Origin of the sequence: Reyranella massiliensis 521, assembly GCF_000312425.1 — a bacterium.
In the GTDB taxonomy this organism is placed as follows: domain Bacteria; phylum Pseudomonadota; class Alphaproteobacteria; order Reyranellales; family Reyranellaceae; genus Reyranella; species Reyranella massiliensis.
In genome coordinates this window covers 2,626,834-2,642,417 of the sequence record NZ_HE997181.1, presented here as the reverse complement: position 1 = coordinate 2,642,417, position 15,584 = coordinate 2,626,834, and the positions used below count along the sequence as shown (strand labels likewise).

The 15,584-nt window shown below is 63.2% G+C and carries 21 protein-coding genes; 17 read left to right on the top strand and 4 right to left on the bottom strand.

The features are described from left to right. Positions 1-209: 209 nt before the first annotated feature. A complete protein-coding gene (locus BN60_RS13065; RefSeq protein ID WP_020696508.1) occupies positions 210-752 on the bottom strand; it encodes a DinB family protein in 543 nt (180 codons plus the stop codon). 116 nt (positions 753-868) lie between these two features. Here BN60_RS13065 and BN60_RS28855 point away from each other — a divergent pair, with 116 nt between their 5' ends. From BN60_RS28855 to BN60_RS30870, 3 genes are read left to right on the top strand one after another with little or no spacing between them, the layout of a single operon-like run. Further along, entirely contained in the window at positions 869-1,474 is a 606-nt protein-coding gene (locus BN60_RS28855; RefSeq protein WP_020696507.1) for a P-loop nucleotide/nucleoside kinase family protein, read from the top strand. Beyond that, positions 1,471-2,433 carry a hypothetical protein gene (locus BN60_RS13055; RefSeq protein WP_020696506.1) on the top strand — a complete coding sequence of 321 codons (963 nt, stop codon included), beginning with the start codon at positions 1,471-1,473 and terminating at the stop codon, positions 2,431-2,433. The genes BN60_RS28855 and BN60_RS13055 overlap by 4 nt, the downstream gene beginning before the upstream one ends. Then, positions 2,430-2,582, top strand: coding sequence for a hypothetical protein (locus BN60_RS30870; RefSeq protein ID WP_020696505.1), 153 nt, complete (start codon positions 2,430-2,432; stop codon positions 2,580-2,582). Before BN60_RS13055 ends, BN60_RS30870 begins: the two co-directional genes overlap by 4 nt. Positions 2,583-2,592: 10 nt before the next feature. On the opposite strand, the gene BN60_RS13050 is transcribed toward BN60_RS30870, so the two are convergent. Beyond that, positions 2,593-3,708 carry a type I restriction enzyme HsdR N-terminal domain-containing protein gene (locus BN60_RS13050; RefSeq protein ID WP_215905905.1) on the bottom strand — a complete coding sequence of 372 codons (1,116 nt, stop codon included), beginning with the start codon at positions 3,706-3,708 and terminating at the stop codon, positions 2,593-2,595. Positions 3,709-4,133: 425 nt separating this feature from the next. On the opposite strand from BN60_RS13050, the gene BN60_RS31645 reads away from it, so the two are divergent. From BN60_RS31645 to BN60_RS12975, 14 genes are all read left to right on the top strand, one after another. Beyond that, complete coding sequence (locus tag BN60_RS31645) at positions 4,134-4,265, top strand: hypothetical protein (RefSeq protein ID WP_281015330.1); 132 nt, start codon at positions 4,134-4,136, stop codon at positions 4,263-4,265. Between the two features lie 319 nt (positions 4,266-4,584). Then, positions 4,585-5,898, top strand: coding sequence for a GmrSD restriction endonuclease domain-containing protein (locus BN60_RS29630; RefSeq protein WP_177324809.1), 1,314 nt, complete (start codon positions 4,585-4,587; stop codon positions 5,896-5,898). A 199-nt stretch (positions 5,899-6,097) separates the two neighbouring features. Then, the gene (locus BN60_RS13040) at positions 6,098-6,478 is read left to right on the top strand and encodes a hypothetical protein (protein WP_148283403.1); all 381 of its coding nucleotides are present in this window, start codon (positions 6,098-6,100) and stop codon (positions 6,476-6,478) included. Then, positions 6,475-7,056, top strand: coding sequence for a hypothetical protein (locus tag BN60_RS13035; protein WP_020696500.1), 582 nt, complete (start codon positions 6,475-6,477; stop codon positions 7,054-7,056). The genes BN60_RS13040 and BN60_RS13035 overlap by 4 nt, the downstream gene beginning before the upstream one ends. Positions 7,057-7,114: 58 nt before the next feature. Further along, positions 7,115-8,383, top strand: a complete 1,269-nt coding sequence (locus BN60_RS13030; protein WP_020696499.1) for a DnaB-like helicase C-terminal domain-containing protein — start codon at positions 7,115-7,117, stop codon at positions 8,381-8,383. A 165-nt stretch (positions 8,384-8,548) separates the two neighbouring features. Then, positions 8,549-9,352, top strand: coding sequence for a hypothetical protein (locus tag BN60_RS13025; protein WP_148283402.1), 804 nt, complete (start codon positions 8,549-8,551; stop codon positions 9,350-9,352). Between the two features lie 7 nt (positions 9,353-9,359). Next, a complete protein-coding gene (locus BN60_RS30360; RefSeq protein WP_148283401.1) occupies positions 9,360-10,256 on the top strand; it encodes a DUF2971 domain-containing protein in 897 nt (298 codons plus the stop codon). A gap of 3 nt (positions 10,257-10,259) precedes the next feature. Continuing rightward, positions 10,260-10,520, top strand: a complete 261-nt coding sequence (locus BN60_RS13010) for a type II toxin-antitoxin system ParD family antitoxin (protein WP_020696495.1) — start codon at positions 10,260-10,262, stop codon at positions 10,518-10,520. Positions 10,521-10,681: 161 nt separating this feature from the next. Then, positions 10,682-11,005: an ArsR/SmtB family transcription factor gene (locus BN60_RS13005; RefSeq protein WP_020696494.1), complete on the top strand. Its 324-nt coding sequence runs from the start codon at positions 10,682-10,684 to the stop codon at positions 11,003-11,005. Continuing rightward, positions 11,002-11,463, top strand: a complete 462-nt coding sequence (locus BN60_RS13000) for an SRPBCC family protein (protein ID WP_020696493.1) — start codon at positions 11,002-11,004, stop codon at positions 11,461-11,463. The genes BN60_RS13005 and BN60_RS13000 overlap by 4 nt, the downstream gene beginning before the upstream one ends. After that, a complete protein-coding gene (locus BN60_RS12995; RefSeq protein WP_020696492.1) occupies positions 11,460-11,918 on the top strand; it encodes a DUF1801 domain-containing protein in 459 nt (152 codons plus the stop codon). The genes BN60_RS13000 and BN60_RS12995 overlap by 4 nt, the downstream gene beginning before the upstream one ends. Next, on the top strand, positions 11,915-12,343 hold the full coding sequence (locus tag BN60_RS12990) for a DUF1801 domain-containing protein (RefSeq protein ID WP_020696491.1): 429 nt from the start codon (positions 11,915-11,917) through the stop codon (positions 12,341-12,343). Before BN60_RS12995 ends, BN60_RS12990 begins: the two co-directional genes overlap by 4 nt. Positions 12,344-12,426: 83 nt before the next feature. After that, positions 12,427-12,804, top strand: coding sequence for a hypothetical protein (locus BN60_RS12985; protein ID WP_020696490.1), 378 nt, complete (start codon positions 12,427-12,429; stop codon positions 12,802-12,804). Between the two features lie 123 nt (positions 12,805-12,927). Beyond that, entirely contained in the window at positions 12,928-13,926 is a 999-nt protein-coding gene (locus BN60_RS12975; protein WP_020696489.1) for a hypothetical protein, read from the top strand. Here BN60_RS12975 and BN60_RS28850 read toward each other — a convergent pair. Together BN60_RS28850 and BN60_RS12965 are read right to left on the bottom strand one after the other, a co-directional pair. Further along, positions 13,890-14,414: a GNAT family N-acetyltransferase gene (locus BN60_RS28850; RefSeq protein ID WP_020696488.1), complete on the bottom strand. Its 525-nt coding sequence runs from the start codon at positions 14,412-14,414 to the stop codon at positions 13,890-13,892. The two genes, BN60_RS12975 and BN60_RS28850, sit on opposite strands and share 37 nt — an antisense overlap. A 34-nt stretch (positions 14,415-14,448) precedes the next feature. Then, the coding region (locus BN60_RS12965; RefSeq protein WP_020696487.1) for an OprD family outer membrane porin at positions 14,449-15,584 on the bottom strand (1,136 nt) is incomplete at its 5' end.

The following is a 15,584-nucleotide window of genomic DNA, read 5'->3' as shown; positions in this document are numbered from 1 at the left end:
GGGCCAGCCGGGCAGCGCCGGCAGCACGGCCAGCAACGGCGGCGGCGGCCCGGGCATGGGCGGCTCCCCAGGCTGGGCCGTCGACGGCAACTCCTTCGTGACGTGGCTCACCCCCGGCAGCCGGTTCGGGCATCTGGGGAATTAGCAGGCGGTGGCCCGTGCAATCGATTGCACGGACGAAGGCGATTCACATCGGCATCACGGCGCCGCTACTCCGGCATCAATTGCAGGTCGGTGTCCTGCAGTTTCAGGCCGCACTGGGTGAGGAGACAGTGCGCCTGGCCGCGATGATGGGTCTGGTGGTTGAAGAAATGCGCGACGAAGACCCAGCGCAGGCCGCTGATCTCGCGATGCGCGCTCATCGAATAATAGGTGAGGTCGCCCGCCAGCCCGTCCGGCGTCAGCGCATCGGCCCAGCGCACGATCTCGGCATCGCAGGCGACGCGCGCGTCCTGCAGTGACGGCCAGGTCGGGAAGGCCGCCAGCCCTTCTGCCATCGTGGGCGCCATCGTGGTCGTGGTCATGGTCGTGGGCGTGGTCGTCGTCGTAGGCGGCGGCGTCTGCTCGAAGCGGGCGAGCCACAGCCGGTCGGCCCAGACGAGATGCGCCAGCGTCGCGTGGATCGAGCCGAAGAAGGCGCCGCGGTCGCGCCGTCGTTCCGCCTCGGAGAGACGGTTCGCCGCGCCGTAGAGGCTTTCGTTCTGCCAGCGATTGTAGCGTGCCATGCGCCGCACGTAGGCCGCGTCGATCATCGGATGCTCCCCCGGTCGTTCCCGGCGAAAAACTTGCCGCCGCCCGCAGGCGTGGCTAGTCGAGGAAGGCACGACATCGCAGAACGCGACGCAACGCAATCACCAAGGAGGGTGGCGTGCTGGTGCTGGCTCTGACTGGATCGCCTGGATCCGGCAAATCGACCGTGGCGGATCATCTGGTGCTGCGCCACGGCTTCCGGCGGCTGCGCTTCGGCGAGCCGCTGAAGACCATGCTGGGGGCGCTGATCGCCGCGCAAGGGCGGCCGCCCGACTATGTGAAGCGCTGCCTGGAAGGCGACCTCAAGACGCGGCCGGTGCGCGAACTGGCGGGGCGCACGCCCCGGCATGCATTGCATGCACTGGCCAACGGCTGGGGGCGCGACATGATCGGGCCCGACCTCTGGGTGCAGTGCTGGCGCGGCACGGTCGAGCCGATGCTGCAGGCCGGGCCGGTCGTCGCCGAGGATTGCAGCCGCTTCGAGGAGGTCGACATGGTGCGCGCGCTGGGCGGGCTGGTCTGGCGCATCGTCCGCACCGACGAGGGCGCCGGCGAGCGCGACGGCGCCGACTCCGGCCTTGCCGCGGCGCCCGATCCCGAGCAGGCCGCCTTCGAGGTCGATGCCAACCTTCTCAACAACGGCGCGGTGCCGGCGCTGCTGCTGCACGTGAACCAGTTGCTGCGCGACTATGTGCGGCGCCAGCACGGGATGGCCAACCGATGAGCGATCGTTGCGTGCCTCTCCATCGCTGTATCGCGGCGGCAGGCGACCTGCTCTCCGGCCATTTCCTGCATCGCCTGCTGCGCTGGCATCGCTACACGAAGGTCCGCCACGGCGGCGACAGGTGGGTGACGCTCACGCGCGCGCAATGGCAGGTCGAGCTGGACTGTTCGTTGAAGCAGTTGCGGCGCGTGCTGGCGACGATGGAAGCGCGCGGCTTCATCGTGCGCGAGCAGCACGGATTCGCCGGCAAGGTCTCGCTGTTCGTGCGGCCGACCGAGGCGCTGCTGCGCGTCGCGGCGGCCGGAGCGGTAGGCGGAGCGGTGGGCGGAGCGGTGGGCGCGCAGGGGCCCACCCAGGCGGGCCCCCGGGGGCTCACCCGGGCGAGCCCTGCAGGGCCCACCCTTCAAACCTTCAGAATCAAACCTATGGAAGAAACCAAGATTGCGTGCGGCCCGCCGGCCGCCGCGGCACCCGCTCCAACGCCAGCCCCAACGCCAGCCCCAACGCGGGCCGCGACGAAGGTTGCGGCGCTGGAAACGCTGTGGCGGGAAGCGCGGCCGTCGGCGCCGATCACCCACAAGATGCGCGGCCAGTTCCGCCACCTCGTGCGCACGCTGCGCGCCGGCGAGGCGGAGCGGGCGGTGCGTTACGCCCTGGCGCACTGGCCGGCCTTCGTGCGCGCCGCGGAGAAGCATCACGGCGCGTTCAAGTCGCCCGACCTGCCGCATCTCGGGTTTCTCGTGAAACACATCGAGGCGGTGCGAGGCTTGCTGGTGCGCTCTCACGGTCTCGCGCCGACTGCCGCCCCTGACCCCTCCGCCCGCGCCGACGGGGGAGGAGAAATCTACCTCCCCATTCAAATGGGGAGGTGTCGCCGTCTTACGGCGACAGTGGGGTCAGTCGACCGGCGCGTCATGACCTATCGCGAGATGCTGGCGCTCGAAGGGATCGCGGCATGAGCGGCGAGGCGTGGGTGCGGCCGCAGGGCGTGCTCGACCCGGAGCGGCATGCGGCGTTGATCGCCAACCGCGAGAGCATCGCGCGGGATGCGGGGATCCCCGTGCATCTGCTGTGGCAGAAGCTGCCGGCGTTAGTTGCTGGTGAGTGATTCGCTATGCCTACTGAACTACCATTTCGAAGGAGCCGTCTGAGCTGACGCGCACTTGCGAAAGAACTTGCGGAACTAGCTGCCGCATCAGGTCTTCGACGTTGGCACGAGGCTGGAGTTTCAGAAGCTGATCGATTTGCGCTTTTTGTGGGCCTTCGAGCAATGATAGATCAAGCGGGTGATCATCGTCGGGCGTGTAGTCGTATGATATGAAAAAGTTTCCTTTGAACTTGTCTCGTTCAATGAAGCCTACTGCTTCTGTATTCGCCGTCATGATGACGCCCATGGGCAACCGCTGGGGCGGTTGTCCGGGGAAGCGAGTAATTTGTCCCGTTGCCAGTTTGCCTTGAGTCGTACCTTGGAAGATTGACGGTCGATCCGGGTCGATGGAGATGAATTCGACGGCACTCTCAAAATCGTAACCAGTGATCCCCGCAGCTTTGTTGAGGTCGTCCCATTCCTTGTAAGGGCCGACGATCTCGACTCGTGCTCGAATTAGCCCGGCGTCCGTCCGCACGACTTCTCGTCCAGTAATTGTTCCGCGGAAGCCCTCAAATTTCTCGAGTATCGCAGCCGCCTCGGGACTATTCGTCAGGTGTTGGTCATACGTTAAGAAGCCGCCCAAAATTTTCGCTTGAGAACCAAGACCAGGGGCCAAAGGCTTTCCAATGTCGATCTTATAGGATTGAGCGCGACGCCGGATGGCATTGGGACTAAGCAGATTCTCGATTGTCGCCCATTTGGCATCCATCTCGCCAAGCGTCCATTCCATGATCGGTCGTTTGGGATCACGATCATATAGGCGAAACAGGCCGCCATTTGTGACCAGATAGAAGAAGCCGCCAACCGCTGGGTGATGCGTGTAGGTGTGTGCTTGCTCGGCGTCGTCGTCGGTAAGCTTTTCGCCTCCGCCCTTCGCTTCGATTACCCACCGCCCGTAAGATTCGACTTCACACACATAGTCACAAAATCCCTTAAGGACTGGATCGGTCAGCTTCTTGCGACCTAGTGAGTACTTCAGCGGAGTTTCTGTTCTCACTCGTTCCGATCCGGCGACTTGATAGCCAAGGCGCTGAATGAATGGAAAGACGATTGCCTCTCTAACCAGCGATTCCTTCATTTCCATAAGATGCGGCTCGAGAGGATGCATAGCGACCATTCTTGCGGAAATTTGACCGCAACCTTCGCGAGAGAATTATCTGTTATTGTATCTATGGCTCGGAAGATCGGAAGGGCGATCCGAGATGGCTTCGCATATCGATGGGAAAAATCTGGGGATTAGCCTCTCAGACTTTGAAAATGTCGATTGCGAGCGAACTCGCTTCGGGTCGAAGCATAGGGGCTAGCCCTGCATGGAGAGTGGTGAGCTTGATTCCTGTAAGTTATCGGCTTTCCTGACTTGCTTGCGCGGCCCAGTTTGTGCGCCGTCGACTATTGGGTGTCCTGAGCGCATGTTAAACGGGTTTACAGACCGCGGAGAAAACTTGCCGCGGCTCCGCAAGGTAGCTAGTCGAGGAAAGCAGGACGCAACACGCACCAAGGAGGGTGGACGTGGCGCAGCTCGGCAATCTCGTGACGCATGTCGAGGCCGCGCGGCGCCTGATCGACAAGCCACCTCACCCTGAGGAGCCGTGCAAAGCGCGGCGTTTCGAAGGACCTGTCCTGAGCGAAGCCGAAGGGTAGGCGCCAGCACTATGCCTGAGGCCGACCCTTCGAGACGCGCCGCTCATGGCGCTTTCACAAGCGCTACCAGGCGCTCCTCACGGTGAGGGCTTTGTTGGACGCCTTCGACCCGAGATCATGACCTACCGCGAGATGCTCTCGCTCGAAGGGGGCGTCGCCAATGACAGAGCGGGCCGCTCCTTCGCGTGTCGAGTTTTCGCCAGGGCTTCGATGATCGTTCAGGTGGCGAGGATATACCCCATTGCAACCACTGCACGGAACCTGCACAAGGATTAGATATGGCTGCTTAGCGTGCACCATCGGCGGGGAGATGATGAAGATGCCAGAGAAGAGCGGATTGAAGCATAAGACAACAACCAAGAGTGTTCTCGAATTAACGAATCTCTATCAGAATAGCCACCTGAACTTAGCCCCAGGTTTCCAGCGTCAGTCGGTCTGGAGAGACCGGGACCGAGCAAAGCTCATTGAGAGCATCCTGCGGAATTATCCGCTTCCGGCCATCTTTCTTTACCGCCGGGAAGATGATGGCGACTTGGTCTACGACGTAATCGATGGAAAGCAGCGCCTAGAATCCATCTTTATGTACACAGGCGCCATACGTGGGCAACGCTATGAAGCGCGCGCGCAGCTAAGTGACGATAGTTCCCCCGAAAAAGTAGACTGGTCAATGCTGAAGCGTCGGCGCATGCAATCACGCATTCTTGGCTATGAAGTTCCGGTGATTGAGGTGGATGGCGATATTGGTGACATCATTGATGTATTCGTACGTATCAATTCAACGGGAAAGGCGCTGACTCGACAAGAACAACGCCATGCAAAGTATTATCAAAGTCCATTCCTAAAAGAGGCAGCGCGTCTCGCTCATAAATTCGAACCATACTTCCTTCGGCAGCGAATTCTCAGCCCTGGTCAGACGAGTCGTATGAAGCATGTCGAATTGATCTGCGAGCTGATGTTGTCGCTCTCGCAAGGTGACGTACTAAATAAGAAGACTGCGTTAGATCGAGTAATGGACACCCAATCATACGATAGTCGTCAGACACAGAAAGCGTCTAGACTCGCTACTGCTACGCTTAATCGAGTAAACTGGATGTTTCCTCACTTGAAAACAACCCGTCTTCGTCAAGTCACGGATTTCTACTCACTTACAATACTGATTGGAAAATTTGAAGCCGAGGGGATGATCCTTACGGATCGGCGCCGCAACACTCTAGCGTGGGACTTGCTTCAATCCTTTGCGGCTACAGTCGATGAGGTTCGCGAACTCCAACGGAAAGCAAAGGGCGCGGGGCCAAACCAAGAATTATACCGGGATTATCTATTAACTGTATCGCAGATGACAGACGACGTAAATCAGCGTCGTAAGCGCGAGCAGATTCTGCGCGGCATTTTGGGTAGCTTGTTTTCTAGCAAGGACGCACAACGAGGCTTCAGTGCTGAGCAGCGCCGCATCATTTGGAACAGCTCTGCCAATCGTTCCTGTGCTACTTGCGGCACTAAGCTAAATTGGAACGACTTCACCATCGATCATATTCATCCTCATAGCAAAGGTGGAAGGAGCCGGCTGGAGAATGCGGCTTTGATGTGTCGCAAGCATAATTCTGCCAAGGGCAATCGACGGTCCCAAGTGTAAACCATGGCTAATGAAACGAAGGCGAGAGACTCGGTCTGTGACTAGCTTCGTGAATTGGTAATCTCGCCAATACTCCGGGCCATGGTTAACCCCAGAGAACCGGCAGCTCCGCATTGTTTTCACCAGGAAAACTTGCCGCTGTCGGGCGAGGCGGCTAGTCGAGGAAAGTACGACGCAACAGACACCAAGGAGGGTGGACGTGCCGGGGCTCGATTATCTTGTGCCATATGTCGAGGCGGCGCTGGCGGTGAGGGCGCACCGCTCCAAGCCAACACCTTACTCTGAGAAGCCTTGCACTAGGTGGCGTCTCAACGGGCTAGCCCTGAGGGAAGCCGAGTGGGCGGTCGCGGGCATCGCGCTCGCGCCCACCCTTCGAGACGCACCGCTAAAGCGCGAAAGCTACTTCGCGCGAAGCGGCGCTATTCGGGCAGAGGGTTTTGCGGGAACGGTGCGACTGCCGGGCGCGCGCGACTCCAGTCGCGCGATTCATGGTGATGACCGCGCCTCTGGAGTGGCGCGCCCCCAGCGGCTGATCATGACCTACCGCGAGATGCTGGCGCTGGAAGGGATCGCGGCATGAGCGGCGAGGCGTGGGTGCGGCCGCAGGGCGTGCTCGACCCGGAGCGGCATGCGGCGTTGATCGCCAACCGTGATGCCATCGCGCGGGATGCGGGGATCCCCGTGCATCTGCTGTGGCAGAAGCTGCCGGCGCTCACGGCGGTGGAGCGCGCGTGGCTGGCGCGGTTCCACCGTCACCGTGGCGAAGGGCGCTGCGGCCTCCTGCTGACCGGCGAGGCGCCGGCGCTCGATCCGTTGCAGCGCATCGGCGCGATGGCGGGCTGCCTGTCGCGCAACTTCGTGCGGGCCCGCGTCGTGCCGCTGCTCGATGCGCTGGAGGCGGTGGCGGCCGGTGTGCCGATCGCCGCGACCTGTCTCCTGATCCCCGACTTCGTGCCCGATCGCGCCACCGTGCGCGAGGCGCCGGCCTGGCGGGTGGCGCAGCTCACGGCGCTGCTCACCGCGCGCTGGAGCGGCGGGGGGAGCACGTCGGGGCTGCAGACCGTGCTCTACGCGCCGAGCCTCGCCGACGCGGGCCGCGAATATGGCGGCTTCGTCGCCGACCTGCTGCGCAACCACTATCTCGAGGTCGCGATATGAGGCGTGCTTGTTTTCCTGTCGCGCGAGACGGCAAGAGTTCCATGCGAGAACTTCACTGATGCTCTCCTCCGCACAGCGCTATCTCGCGGCGGTGATCGCCGAGGGTCGGGTCGAGACGCTGCTGAAGCACGGGCCGGTCGCGCATCTCTTCGCAGGCGAGGAGGAGCGCCTGTGGAGCTACTTCGACCGCCACGTGAAGACCTACGGCACGCTGCCGGACTTCGCCTTGGTCAAGGCCGACACCGGCTTCGATCTCGCGGCGCAGACGCAGCCCGCCGCCTTCTATCTCGACCGCGCGCGCGACAACCACCTGCACCGCAGCCTTTTAGCGCTGCTGGCCGAAGTCCATCACAAGCATCTCGCCGGCGCGAATGCCAATCCGCGCGAGGCGCTGAGCGTGCTGGGCAACGCGGTGATGGCGCTGTCGGTGCAGAACAACGGCGCGCTGGTGATGGACTATCGCCGCGCGCAGGACGCGATCATGCAGGCCTTCAAGGCCAAGATGATGGACGCCGGCACGATGGGCCTGCAGCTTGGCTGGCCGACGCTCGACGCGATGACGGGCGGCCTCGGCACCGGCGACATGATCGGGCTGGCGGGACGTCCCGCGGCGGGCAAGACCTGGTTCATGCTGTGGATGGCGCTGCATGCCTGGGCGGTGCAGGGCAAGGCGCCGCTGTTCGTCTCGATGGAGATCAAGCCGCTTACGATCGTGCAGCGCCTGCTGGCCATCCACGCGAAGCTGCCGTTCAAGGGCATCCGCGATGCCGCGCTGACGACGACGCAATACCGGCAGATGAAGCACGTCCTCGTCGAGACGTCGCAGAGCGCGGTGCCGTTCCATGTCGTCGACGGCAACCTCGCCGCGTCGGTCGCGGACCTGCACGCGCTCTGCCGCCAGCTCAAGCCGGACTTCGTGGTGATCGACGGCGCCTATCTGCTCACGCATCCCACCGAGCGCGACCGCTTCAAGCGCGTGGCGGAGAACGCCTCGCTGATCAAGCAGCATATCTGCGACCTGGCGCCAACGGCGTGCTCGTGGCAGTTCGCGCGGCCGCCCAAAAGTTCGGGCGGGAGCGGGGGCAACCAGAAGAAGCCGCCGCAGACCGGCGACGAGATCGGCTACAGCGACGCGATCCTGCAACTCTCCTCGCTGGCGCTGGGCCTGATGCAGCCCGAGAGCGCCGAGACGATCAAGCAGCGCGAAGTCTCGATCCTGAAGGGCCGCAACGGCGAGACCGGCTCGTTCACCGTGAACTGGAACTTCGACTGGACGACGGACTTTTCGGAGGTGACGGAGAAGGTGGAGGAGCTGGAGGTGGAGTGAGGGGGGGAGCCCTCACCCTGAGGAGCGGCCTAACGGGCCGTGTCTCGAAGAATGGAAGTGTGAAATCTCCATCGCAGCGGCGCGCTTTTCTCCTCATGGGTAGATGATCTTGATGCCTTCACGACCTGCATCAAAGCGTCTAAGCTCCTTGTATTGGGGGACGCAATGACAGGCGAAGACGGCATTAACGGTACATTCAAGATCGACAAGACACAGACACTCGCCCGGCTACTATTCACGACGTATTCAAAGGTAGTGGAGGCAGCTAAAGTTAATAGCTCATCTGCTCCAATAGTACGCGAAGTATGGTTCGCCGTTCTTGGGACGAAGGATGAGCGCATAATTTTGCGAACATTTGACACTTTGCACGAAGCTCTTGATCGGCTCGAAGCTGCTATGTCTAGAGCCCCTAGCCAGACAGAAGACACCATTGTGATGGTTAGCAATCTAGTCCGGACGATGCGTGAATGGATGAGCTTCGGCGTACAGCAATCGTCCTCAACCAATCTGGTAAACAAGACGCCCGTCGACCAGCTTCGCTTCTTGCTATTTGTCGAGCCAGTGATTGCAGCTAACTTTCCCGAGCTTCATTTGTCGCGGATAGCTCTCCACGAGATAGCGAACAAGCTGAAGGAAATGGATGAAATACTGGCCGACCCGGAGATACCGCCGGTGCTCAAAGCCATGCTGCACGAGCTAGTCATGCGCATGAGATGGGCGGTGCAACACTACGACGTCGTTGGTGTCGATGGTCTTTTGAGGCAGGTGCGAGCAGCAGAATTGACTTTAATTCACCTGTCTAAGTTGGGTGGTGATTCTCAAGCAAGCAGCTGGGTTGCAAGCTGCTTTGCGAAGATCTGCAAGATAAGCGAAGTGATTAGCGTGGCATTGAAAGGATGGGAAAAATTGTCAGAGGCAGCAAGTGCAGTGAGCAAGCATCTGCCGGGTAGCAGTGGAAGCATTAGCTGACCTACGCATGACGAAGCCGGTGCCCGATTTATTCTACAAGTACACGACGCGAGACACGGCGAGAATTGTATTGGAGAACGGCACGTTGCGTTGGTCAACGCCTGTGTTGTTCAATGACCCTTACGATATTCAGTTTGATCTTCACGTCGATGTTGACCGTGAAGAAGTGCGCGCTCGTAGTCTCGAAAAGCTCTGGCACGCTTGGTACGGCAGCGCCCCCTACACGCCGCATCCAAGAAACGAGATGGGCGCGATTATTGCCACTCATCGTGATACCTTTCCCAAGATGAGTCGCGAGCAATTTGATGCCGAGTTTGGCCCCGTAATTGATGAAGGTCATAACAATTCGATGCGCATTCTGCCTGACGTTCAAGTTGAAACTCGGGCAAAAATGAGAACAAGCAAGGTTCTATGTCAAAGCGAAGTGTCAGACAGTCTACTGATGTGGGCGTACTATGCCGAACAGCACAAAGGCGTGGTACTTTGCTTCAATGCGCATGCTGATCTAGACAGCCCCTGGCGAGTAGCACGCCCAATCGTGTACAGCCGCGACATGCCACGTCTGTGCGATAGTGAATTTCTATCGGATATGTCCGCGGGACTCGCAATGTTTGATGTCAGTGCGGTGTTTGACGCGCTGGTCTACACGAAGGCGCTTGAGTGGGCGCATGAGCGCGAGTGGAGATTGCAAGCTGGCGATGGCCGGCACCCTGACGCACCGTACGAAGATATTCCCTTTCACGAAAGGGAGCTGGATTCTGTGATCTTCGGCTGCGTTATGCCCCAAGAAGACCGTGAGGCTCTGACTGCTATCGTTCGCGATCGATATCCGCACGCAAAAATTCGCGCCGCTCGAAAGGACGACCGGCAGTTTCGGCTAATCATTGAGGATTTACCCACTTAGCCAATGGAGCTAGAGGCCTTGGTCCGGAACGTCTCTTTCTCGCTAGATGATCACGCTGCTGAATTCATCGACGCACAGGTCCAGACTGGGCGCTACGATTCGGCGAGTGATGTCGTGCAAGCCGACCTGCGCTTGCTCGAGAAACACGAGGCGAGTGTCCACGCGTTGCAATCCGCTCTCGTCGCAGGCGAGGAGTCGGGTACGCCCGCGCCCTTCGACAGCAAGGGTTTCCTGAAGAGGATGCGGGCCAAGTACGTCAGGTGAGCGGGGACTGAGCTCGTTCCCATCCTTCGAGACGGCGCTACGCGCCTCCTCAGGATGAGGGCTTTACGACGCACCCGATACCAGCTCTCGAACGCTGCTTGACCAACCCATAGCTCCATAGCTATGGATATAACCCATAGCCATATGGATATGGATCGCCGATGCAGACCACCCACGACACGCTGTTCAGGGCGTTGGCCGATCCGACGCGGCGGGCGTTGTTCGAGCGGCTGTGCCGCGACGGGGAGAAGACGGTGGGGGATCTCACGGCGCGCGCCGGGGTCTCGCAACCCGTCGTCTCCAAACACCTTGTTGTCCTGAAGCAGGCCGGGCTGGTGCGCGATCGCCACGAAGGCCGCCACACGCACTACAGCGCCCAGCTCCGCGCGCTCGCGCCGCTGATCGACTGGACGAGCCAGATGACCGGCTTCTGGGAGAACCGCTTCGACGATCTCGAAAACCTTCTCAAGAGGATGGACCAATGAGCAAGCCCGCTTCTGCTTCTGCTTCTGCGGCGTCCGCCGCTGCGGATTCCGCCGAAACGCTCTCCGTCGTCGTCGAGCGCGAGCTGGCCTGGCCGCCGGAGAAGATCTGGCGCGCGCTCACGCAGCCGCATCTGATCGAGGAGTGGCTGATGAAGAACGACTTCAAGCCGGCCGTCGATCATCGCTTCAGCCTGCGCGCCGACTGGGGCACGGTCGAATGCCAGGTCCGCACGGTCGAGCCGCAGCGCACGCTCGCCTACACCTGGGCCGCGCACGGCGTCGAAACCATCGTCACCTGGACGCTGACGCCCGCGGGCACGCCATCCGGCGCGGCCACGCATCTGCGCATGGAGCAGGTGGGCTTCCGGCCCGACCAGAAGCAGGCCTATGGCGGCGCACGTCAGGGCTGGCCGAGGTTCTTCGCCAACCTCGAACAGGTTTTGGCGCGCGCGGCATGACCAAGCCGGCAACTAGGGCGAAGGCCGCGAAGAAGAAGGTCGCCGCGACGAAGAAGCCGGTGCTGCTGGCCGGCGGCAATCCGCAGATCGCCAAGGGCGAGGGCGATGCGGTGCTTCAGTCCTATATCGCGGCCATGCCGGGCTGGAAGCGCGAGATCGGCCGCCGCCTCGACGCGCTGATCGTGCGCACCGTTCCCGGCGTGCACAAGGCGGTCAAATGGAACTCGCCTTTCTATGGCATCGAGGGCGACGGCTGGTTCCTCAATTTCCATTGCTTCACCGCCTACGTGAAGGTCGCCTTCTTCCGCGGCGCCTCGCTGAAGCCGGTGCCGCCGGGCGCGTCGAAGCACAAGGACGTGCGCTACGTCGACATCCGCGAGGACGATCCGTTCGACGAGGCGCAGCTTGGCGACTGGATCCGGCAGGCGAGCCGGCTGCCCGGCGAACGGCTGTGAGCGGCACCAGCAGCGGCGGAGACTCGCCCTCGGCGCTGATCGACGCGCGCATAAAGGAGCTGGGCGACTGGCGCGGCGAGACCCTGGCGCGGGTCCGCGCGCTCATCCGCCGGGCCGCGCCCGATGCGGTGGAGGAGTGGAAGTGGCGCGGCGTGCCGGTGTGGTCGCAGGCGGGCATCATCTGCACCGGCGAGACCTACAGGGAGGTGGTGAAGCTCACCTTCGCCAACGGCGCGGCGCTGGCGGATCCGTCGCGCCTGTTCAATTCAAGCCTCGACGGCAACGTGCGGCGGGCCATCGATATCCGCCGGGACGACAGGATCGACGCGGCGGCGTTCGAGGCGCTGGTGCGCGCGGCCGTCGCCTTCAACGACGGCAAGGTGAAGGCGAGGGCGGCTAAAGCGGGGGCGAAGAAGAAACGCTGAACGGCCGCGAAAGGATTTGCCAACGCCGCGCCGTTGCGTAGCGTTGGGCCTCGTCACATCGCACACGATCAAGGAGGATCAACGTGCCCCGGACGACCGACACCCTTGCCAAGGAAATCGACGCGCTTGGGCTCCTGCAGGAGCATGTCGAGAGCGCGCGCCGTTTGATCCGCGACTTCGAGACGAGGCTGGGCGTCGTGCGCGACCGCCTGGTGGCCGACGATCTCTCGGTGAAGAACGGCCGCCACTTCTTCGTCGAGGTCGAGGCCGAGGGGCGGACGGTGCGCGCGGTCAAGGACATGCCGCGGCTCGCGGCGCTGCTCGGCAGCGAGACGTTCCTGCGCATCGCGCGGGTGAACCTCGTGGACATCGACCGCCATCTCACCGGCGAACAGAAGGAGCAGGTGCTCGACGTCTCCCGCAGCGAGACGCGGGCGATCACGTTGCACAAGCGGGTGTGAGGGGCGTTGCTTTCTTCGCCTCCCCCGTCAACGGGGGAGGTGCCTCGTCTGACGAGGCGGAGGGGTCATGACCCCTCCGTCAGCGCAGACGCTGACACCTCCCCATTTGAATGGGGAGGTGTCATGAACCTCGACACCGGCAAGGCGTTCCTGCGCTGCCTGGGCCTCGCGGCCGTGGAGACGCGGCGCACGGGATGGCTGACGGGGGCATGTCCGTTGGGGCCGTGGCGGCATCGCGACGGGTCGGGGCGGGGGAGCTTTGGGCTCAAGCTCGCAAGCGGGCTCTGCACCTGTTTCAGTTGCCACTGGCATGGCGTGCCGTTCGATCTTCTGTACGAGATGCGCCATCTCGAACGGCAGAGGGCGAGCGGGCGGCGGCTCGACTTCAAGGGGGCGCTGGCCGTGCTGGCAGCGGGGAGTCCGGCGTCCGCGCCTGCACCTGCGCCGTCGCTCGACGAACGAACGTGGGGGCAGCGCGAGGACTTTGTGTTCCCCGAGTCCTGGCTTGCCGAGTTCGAGCCGGCTTTTGCAGATGGCGAAGTGCATCCCTATCTCGCCGCGCGCCGCGTTCCCTACGAGGTGGCGGCGGCGCTCGACCTGCGCTTCGATCCGCTGCGTCAGCGGCTCTGCTTTCCGGTGCGCGATTATCACGGCCGGCTGCGCGGGCTGCACGGCCGCACGGTCCACGAACACGTCACGCTGCGCTATCTCATGTACACGCTCGACGGTCGTTGCAGCCCCGAGGTCTGGCTGGGCGAGGCGTGGGCCGATCCCGAGCGGCCGCTGGTCGTGGTCGAGTCGGTGTTCGATCTGGCCCGCGTCTACGAGGTCTGGCCGAACGTCGTCTGTCCGCTCACCGCGTCGCTGGGCGCGGCGAAGATCGCGCGGCTCAGCGGCGTGCGGACCATCCTGCCGATGTTCGACCGCGACGCCGCCGGCCATCGCGCCCGCGACCGCCTGATGCGCGCGCTGCCCGGCGTGCGGTTCTTGCCGGTCGAGCTGCCGCACGAAAACTGCGATCCCGCCGACCTGACGGCGGCGGAGGTGCGGGCGCTGCTGGCCGGCCCGCTCGCCGGCCTCGTCCCTCAGGACGCCGCGAGCCGGAACGTCTTCGCCATGTAGACCCGGGGATGCGGGTCGAGCTCGCGCTCGAGCACGCCACGGCGCACGATCGCGAAGCCGTGCCGTTCGTAGAGGCGGATGTTGGCCACGGCCATCTCGGCGGTCATCAGCGACAGGCCGCCCAGGCCGCGCGCCCGCGCCACCTCCTCGATCCGCTGCAACAGCCAACTCCCGATGCCGCTGCCCTGCCGCGACGGATCGACGGCGATCTGGTCGATGTAGAGGTCGTTGTCCTGCGGCGTCGTCCGCACGGCGCCGACGATGCGCGCCCCGCCCACATCGCCTTCCGCGTCGCCGTCCAACGCGACATAGACGTCGCCGCGTTCGAGTCCCGCCACGATGCGCCCCCACCGCTCGGCGAACTCGGCCGTTCCGTCGGCCGGAAACTCGCGCCCCAAAGCGCGGACATAGGGCGTGAAGGCGGCGCGGATGACGCGCACGACGTCCTTGCCCTCGGCAAGCGTCGCCGTCCTGAAGATCAGTTCCATGGAAGCGAGGCTAGCAGACGGGACGCTCGTCCCCTCAGTAAAGTTTCACCTTGTAGCTTGCGATCAGGCGCAGTTCCTCCGTCGTGGCGAGGGCGCCGCCCTGCCAGACCGAGTTGGTGCCATAGCGGGCGCGGAACCACAGGCCGTCGAGCGGCTTCCACTCGGGCCGCCATTCGAGCGTGAAGTCCCATTCGCTCTCGACCAGCGGCGCGCCGGCGGCGGGGGCGGCGGTCCAGCCGTTGAAGTAGAAGACCGACGCTGCCACGCCCGGCAGGCCGAGATGCTTGAAGACGTAGGACGCGCCCACCATCAGCGCCTGTTCGCCGGCGCGTTGGAAGTCCTGGATCTGCGCGTCGGTGTAGAAGGGGTTGGCGCTCCACGGCGTCTGGATGCCAAAGCCCGGATTCACGACGGAGTAGCCCAGGGTCAGGATCGCCGTGTCGTAGCCCAGCTCGACCTTGGCGCCGAGCTGGTTGGTGGCGAAGGAGACGCCGCCGTTCAGCAGGCTCTGGCCGACGCTGTTCTGGGCCGCGAACTGCACGGCGCCGAGCAGGTGGAAGTCGGGCGCGGGGCTCAGGCCGTACTTGGCCTCGGTGTAGAAGATGTTGAGCGTGTCCTGCGTGTAGTACTCGATGGCGCCGATCGAGGCCTTGCCCCAGGTCAGCCGGCCGCCCAGCACCGCCGTGCCGTAATCGGCGTTGGCCCCGGCGGCGCGCGCCATGCCCTGGAAGTCGATGCTGTCCTGCGGCTTGATCGCGCCGATCCAGCCGCCGCCATAGTGGAAGCTCGGCCCGTCTCCGTCGGGCTTCCCGAACGTGCCCATCAGCGTGTAGCCGTAGAAGGTGTTGGGCGACATGCGGTTGTCGTGCGGCCCGAGGAACGGCGTGTCGTAGTAGTACCGGCCGACCGTGAGATAGTGCGTCTCGAACAGCCGCGCGCGGGCATAGAGCTGGCCCAGCGCGGCATAGCCCTGCTGGTTGTCGAGCAGCAGCCCGGTGTTGCCGTACGCCGCCGGCGCATAGACCGGCAGCGAGGTGTAGAGCACCGCGCCCAGCGACAGCACGTCGAACAGCCGGCCGGTCTCGAACGAGATCGAGCCGCCCGCCGCCCAGGCTTCCTTGAGGGGCGAGGAGCCGGGGCCGGCGGTCGCCTCGTCGCGGTAGTAGCTGC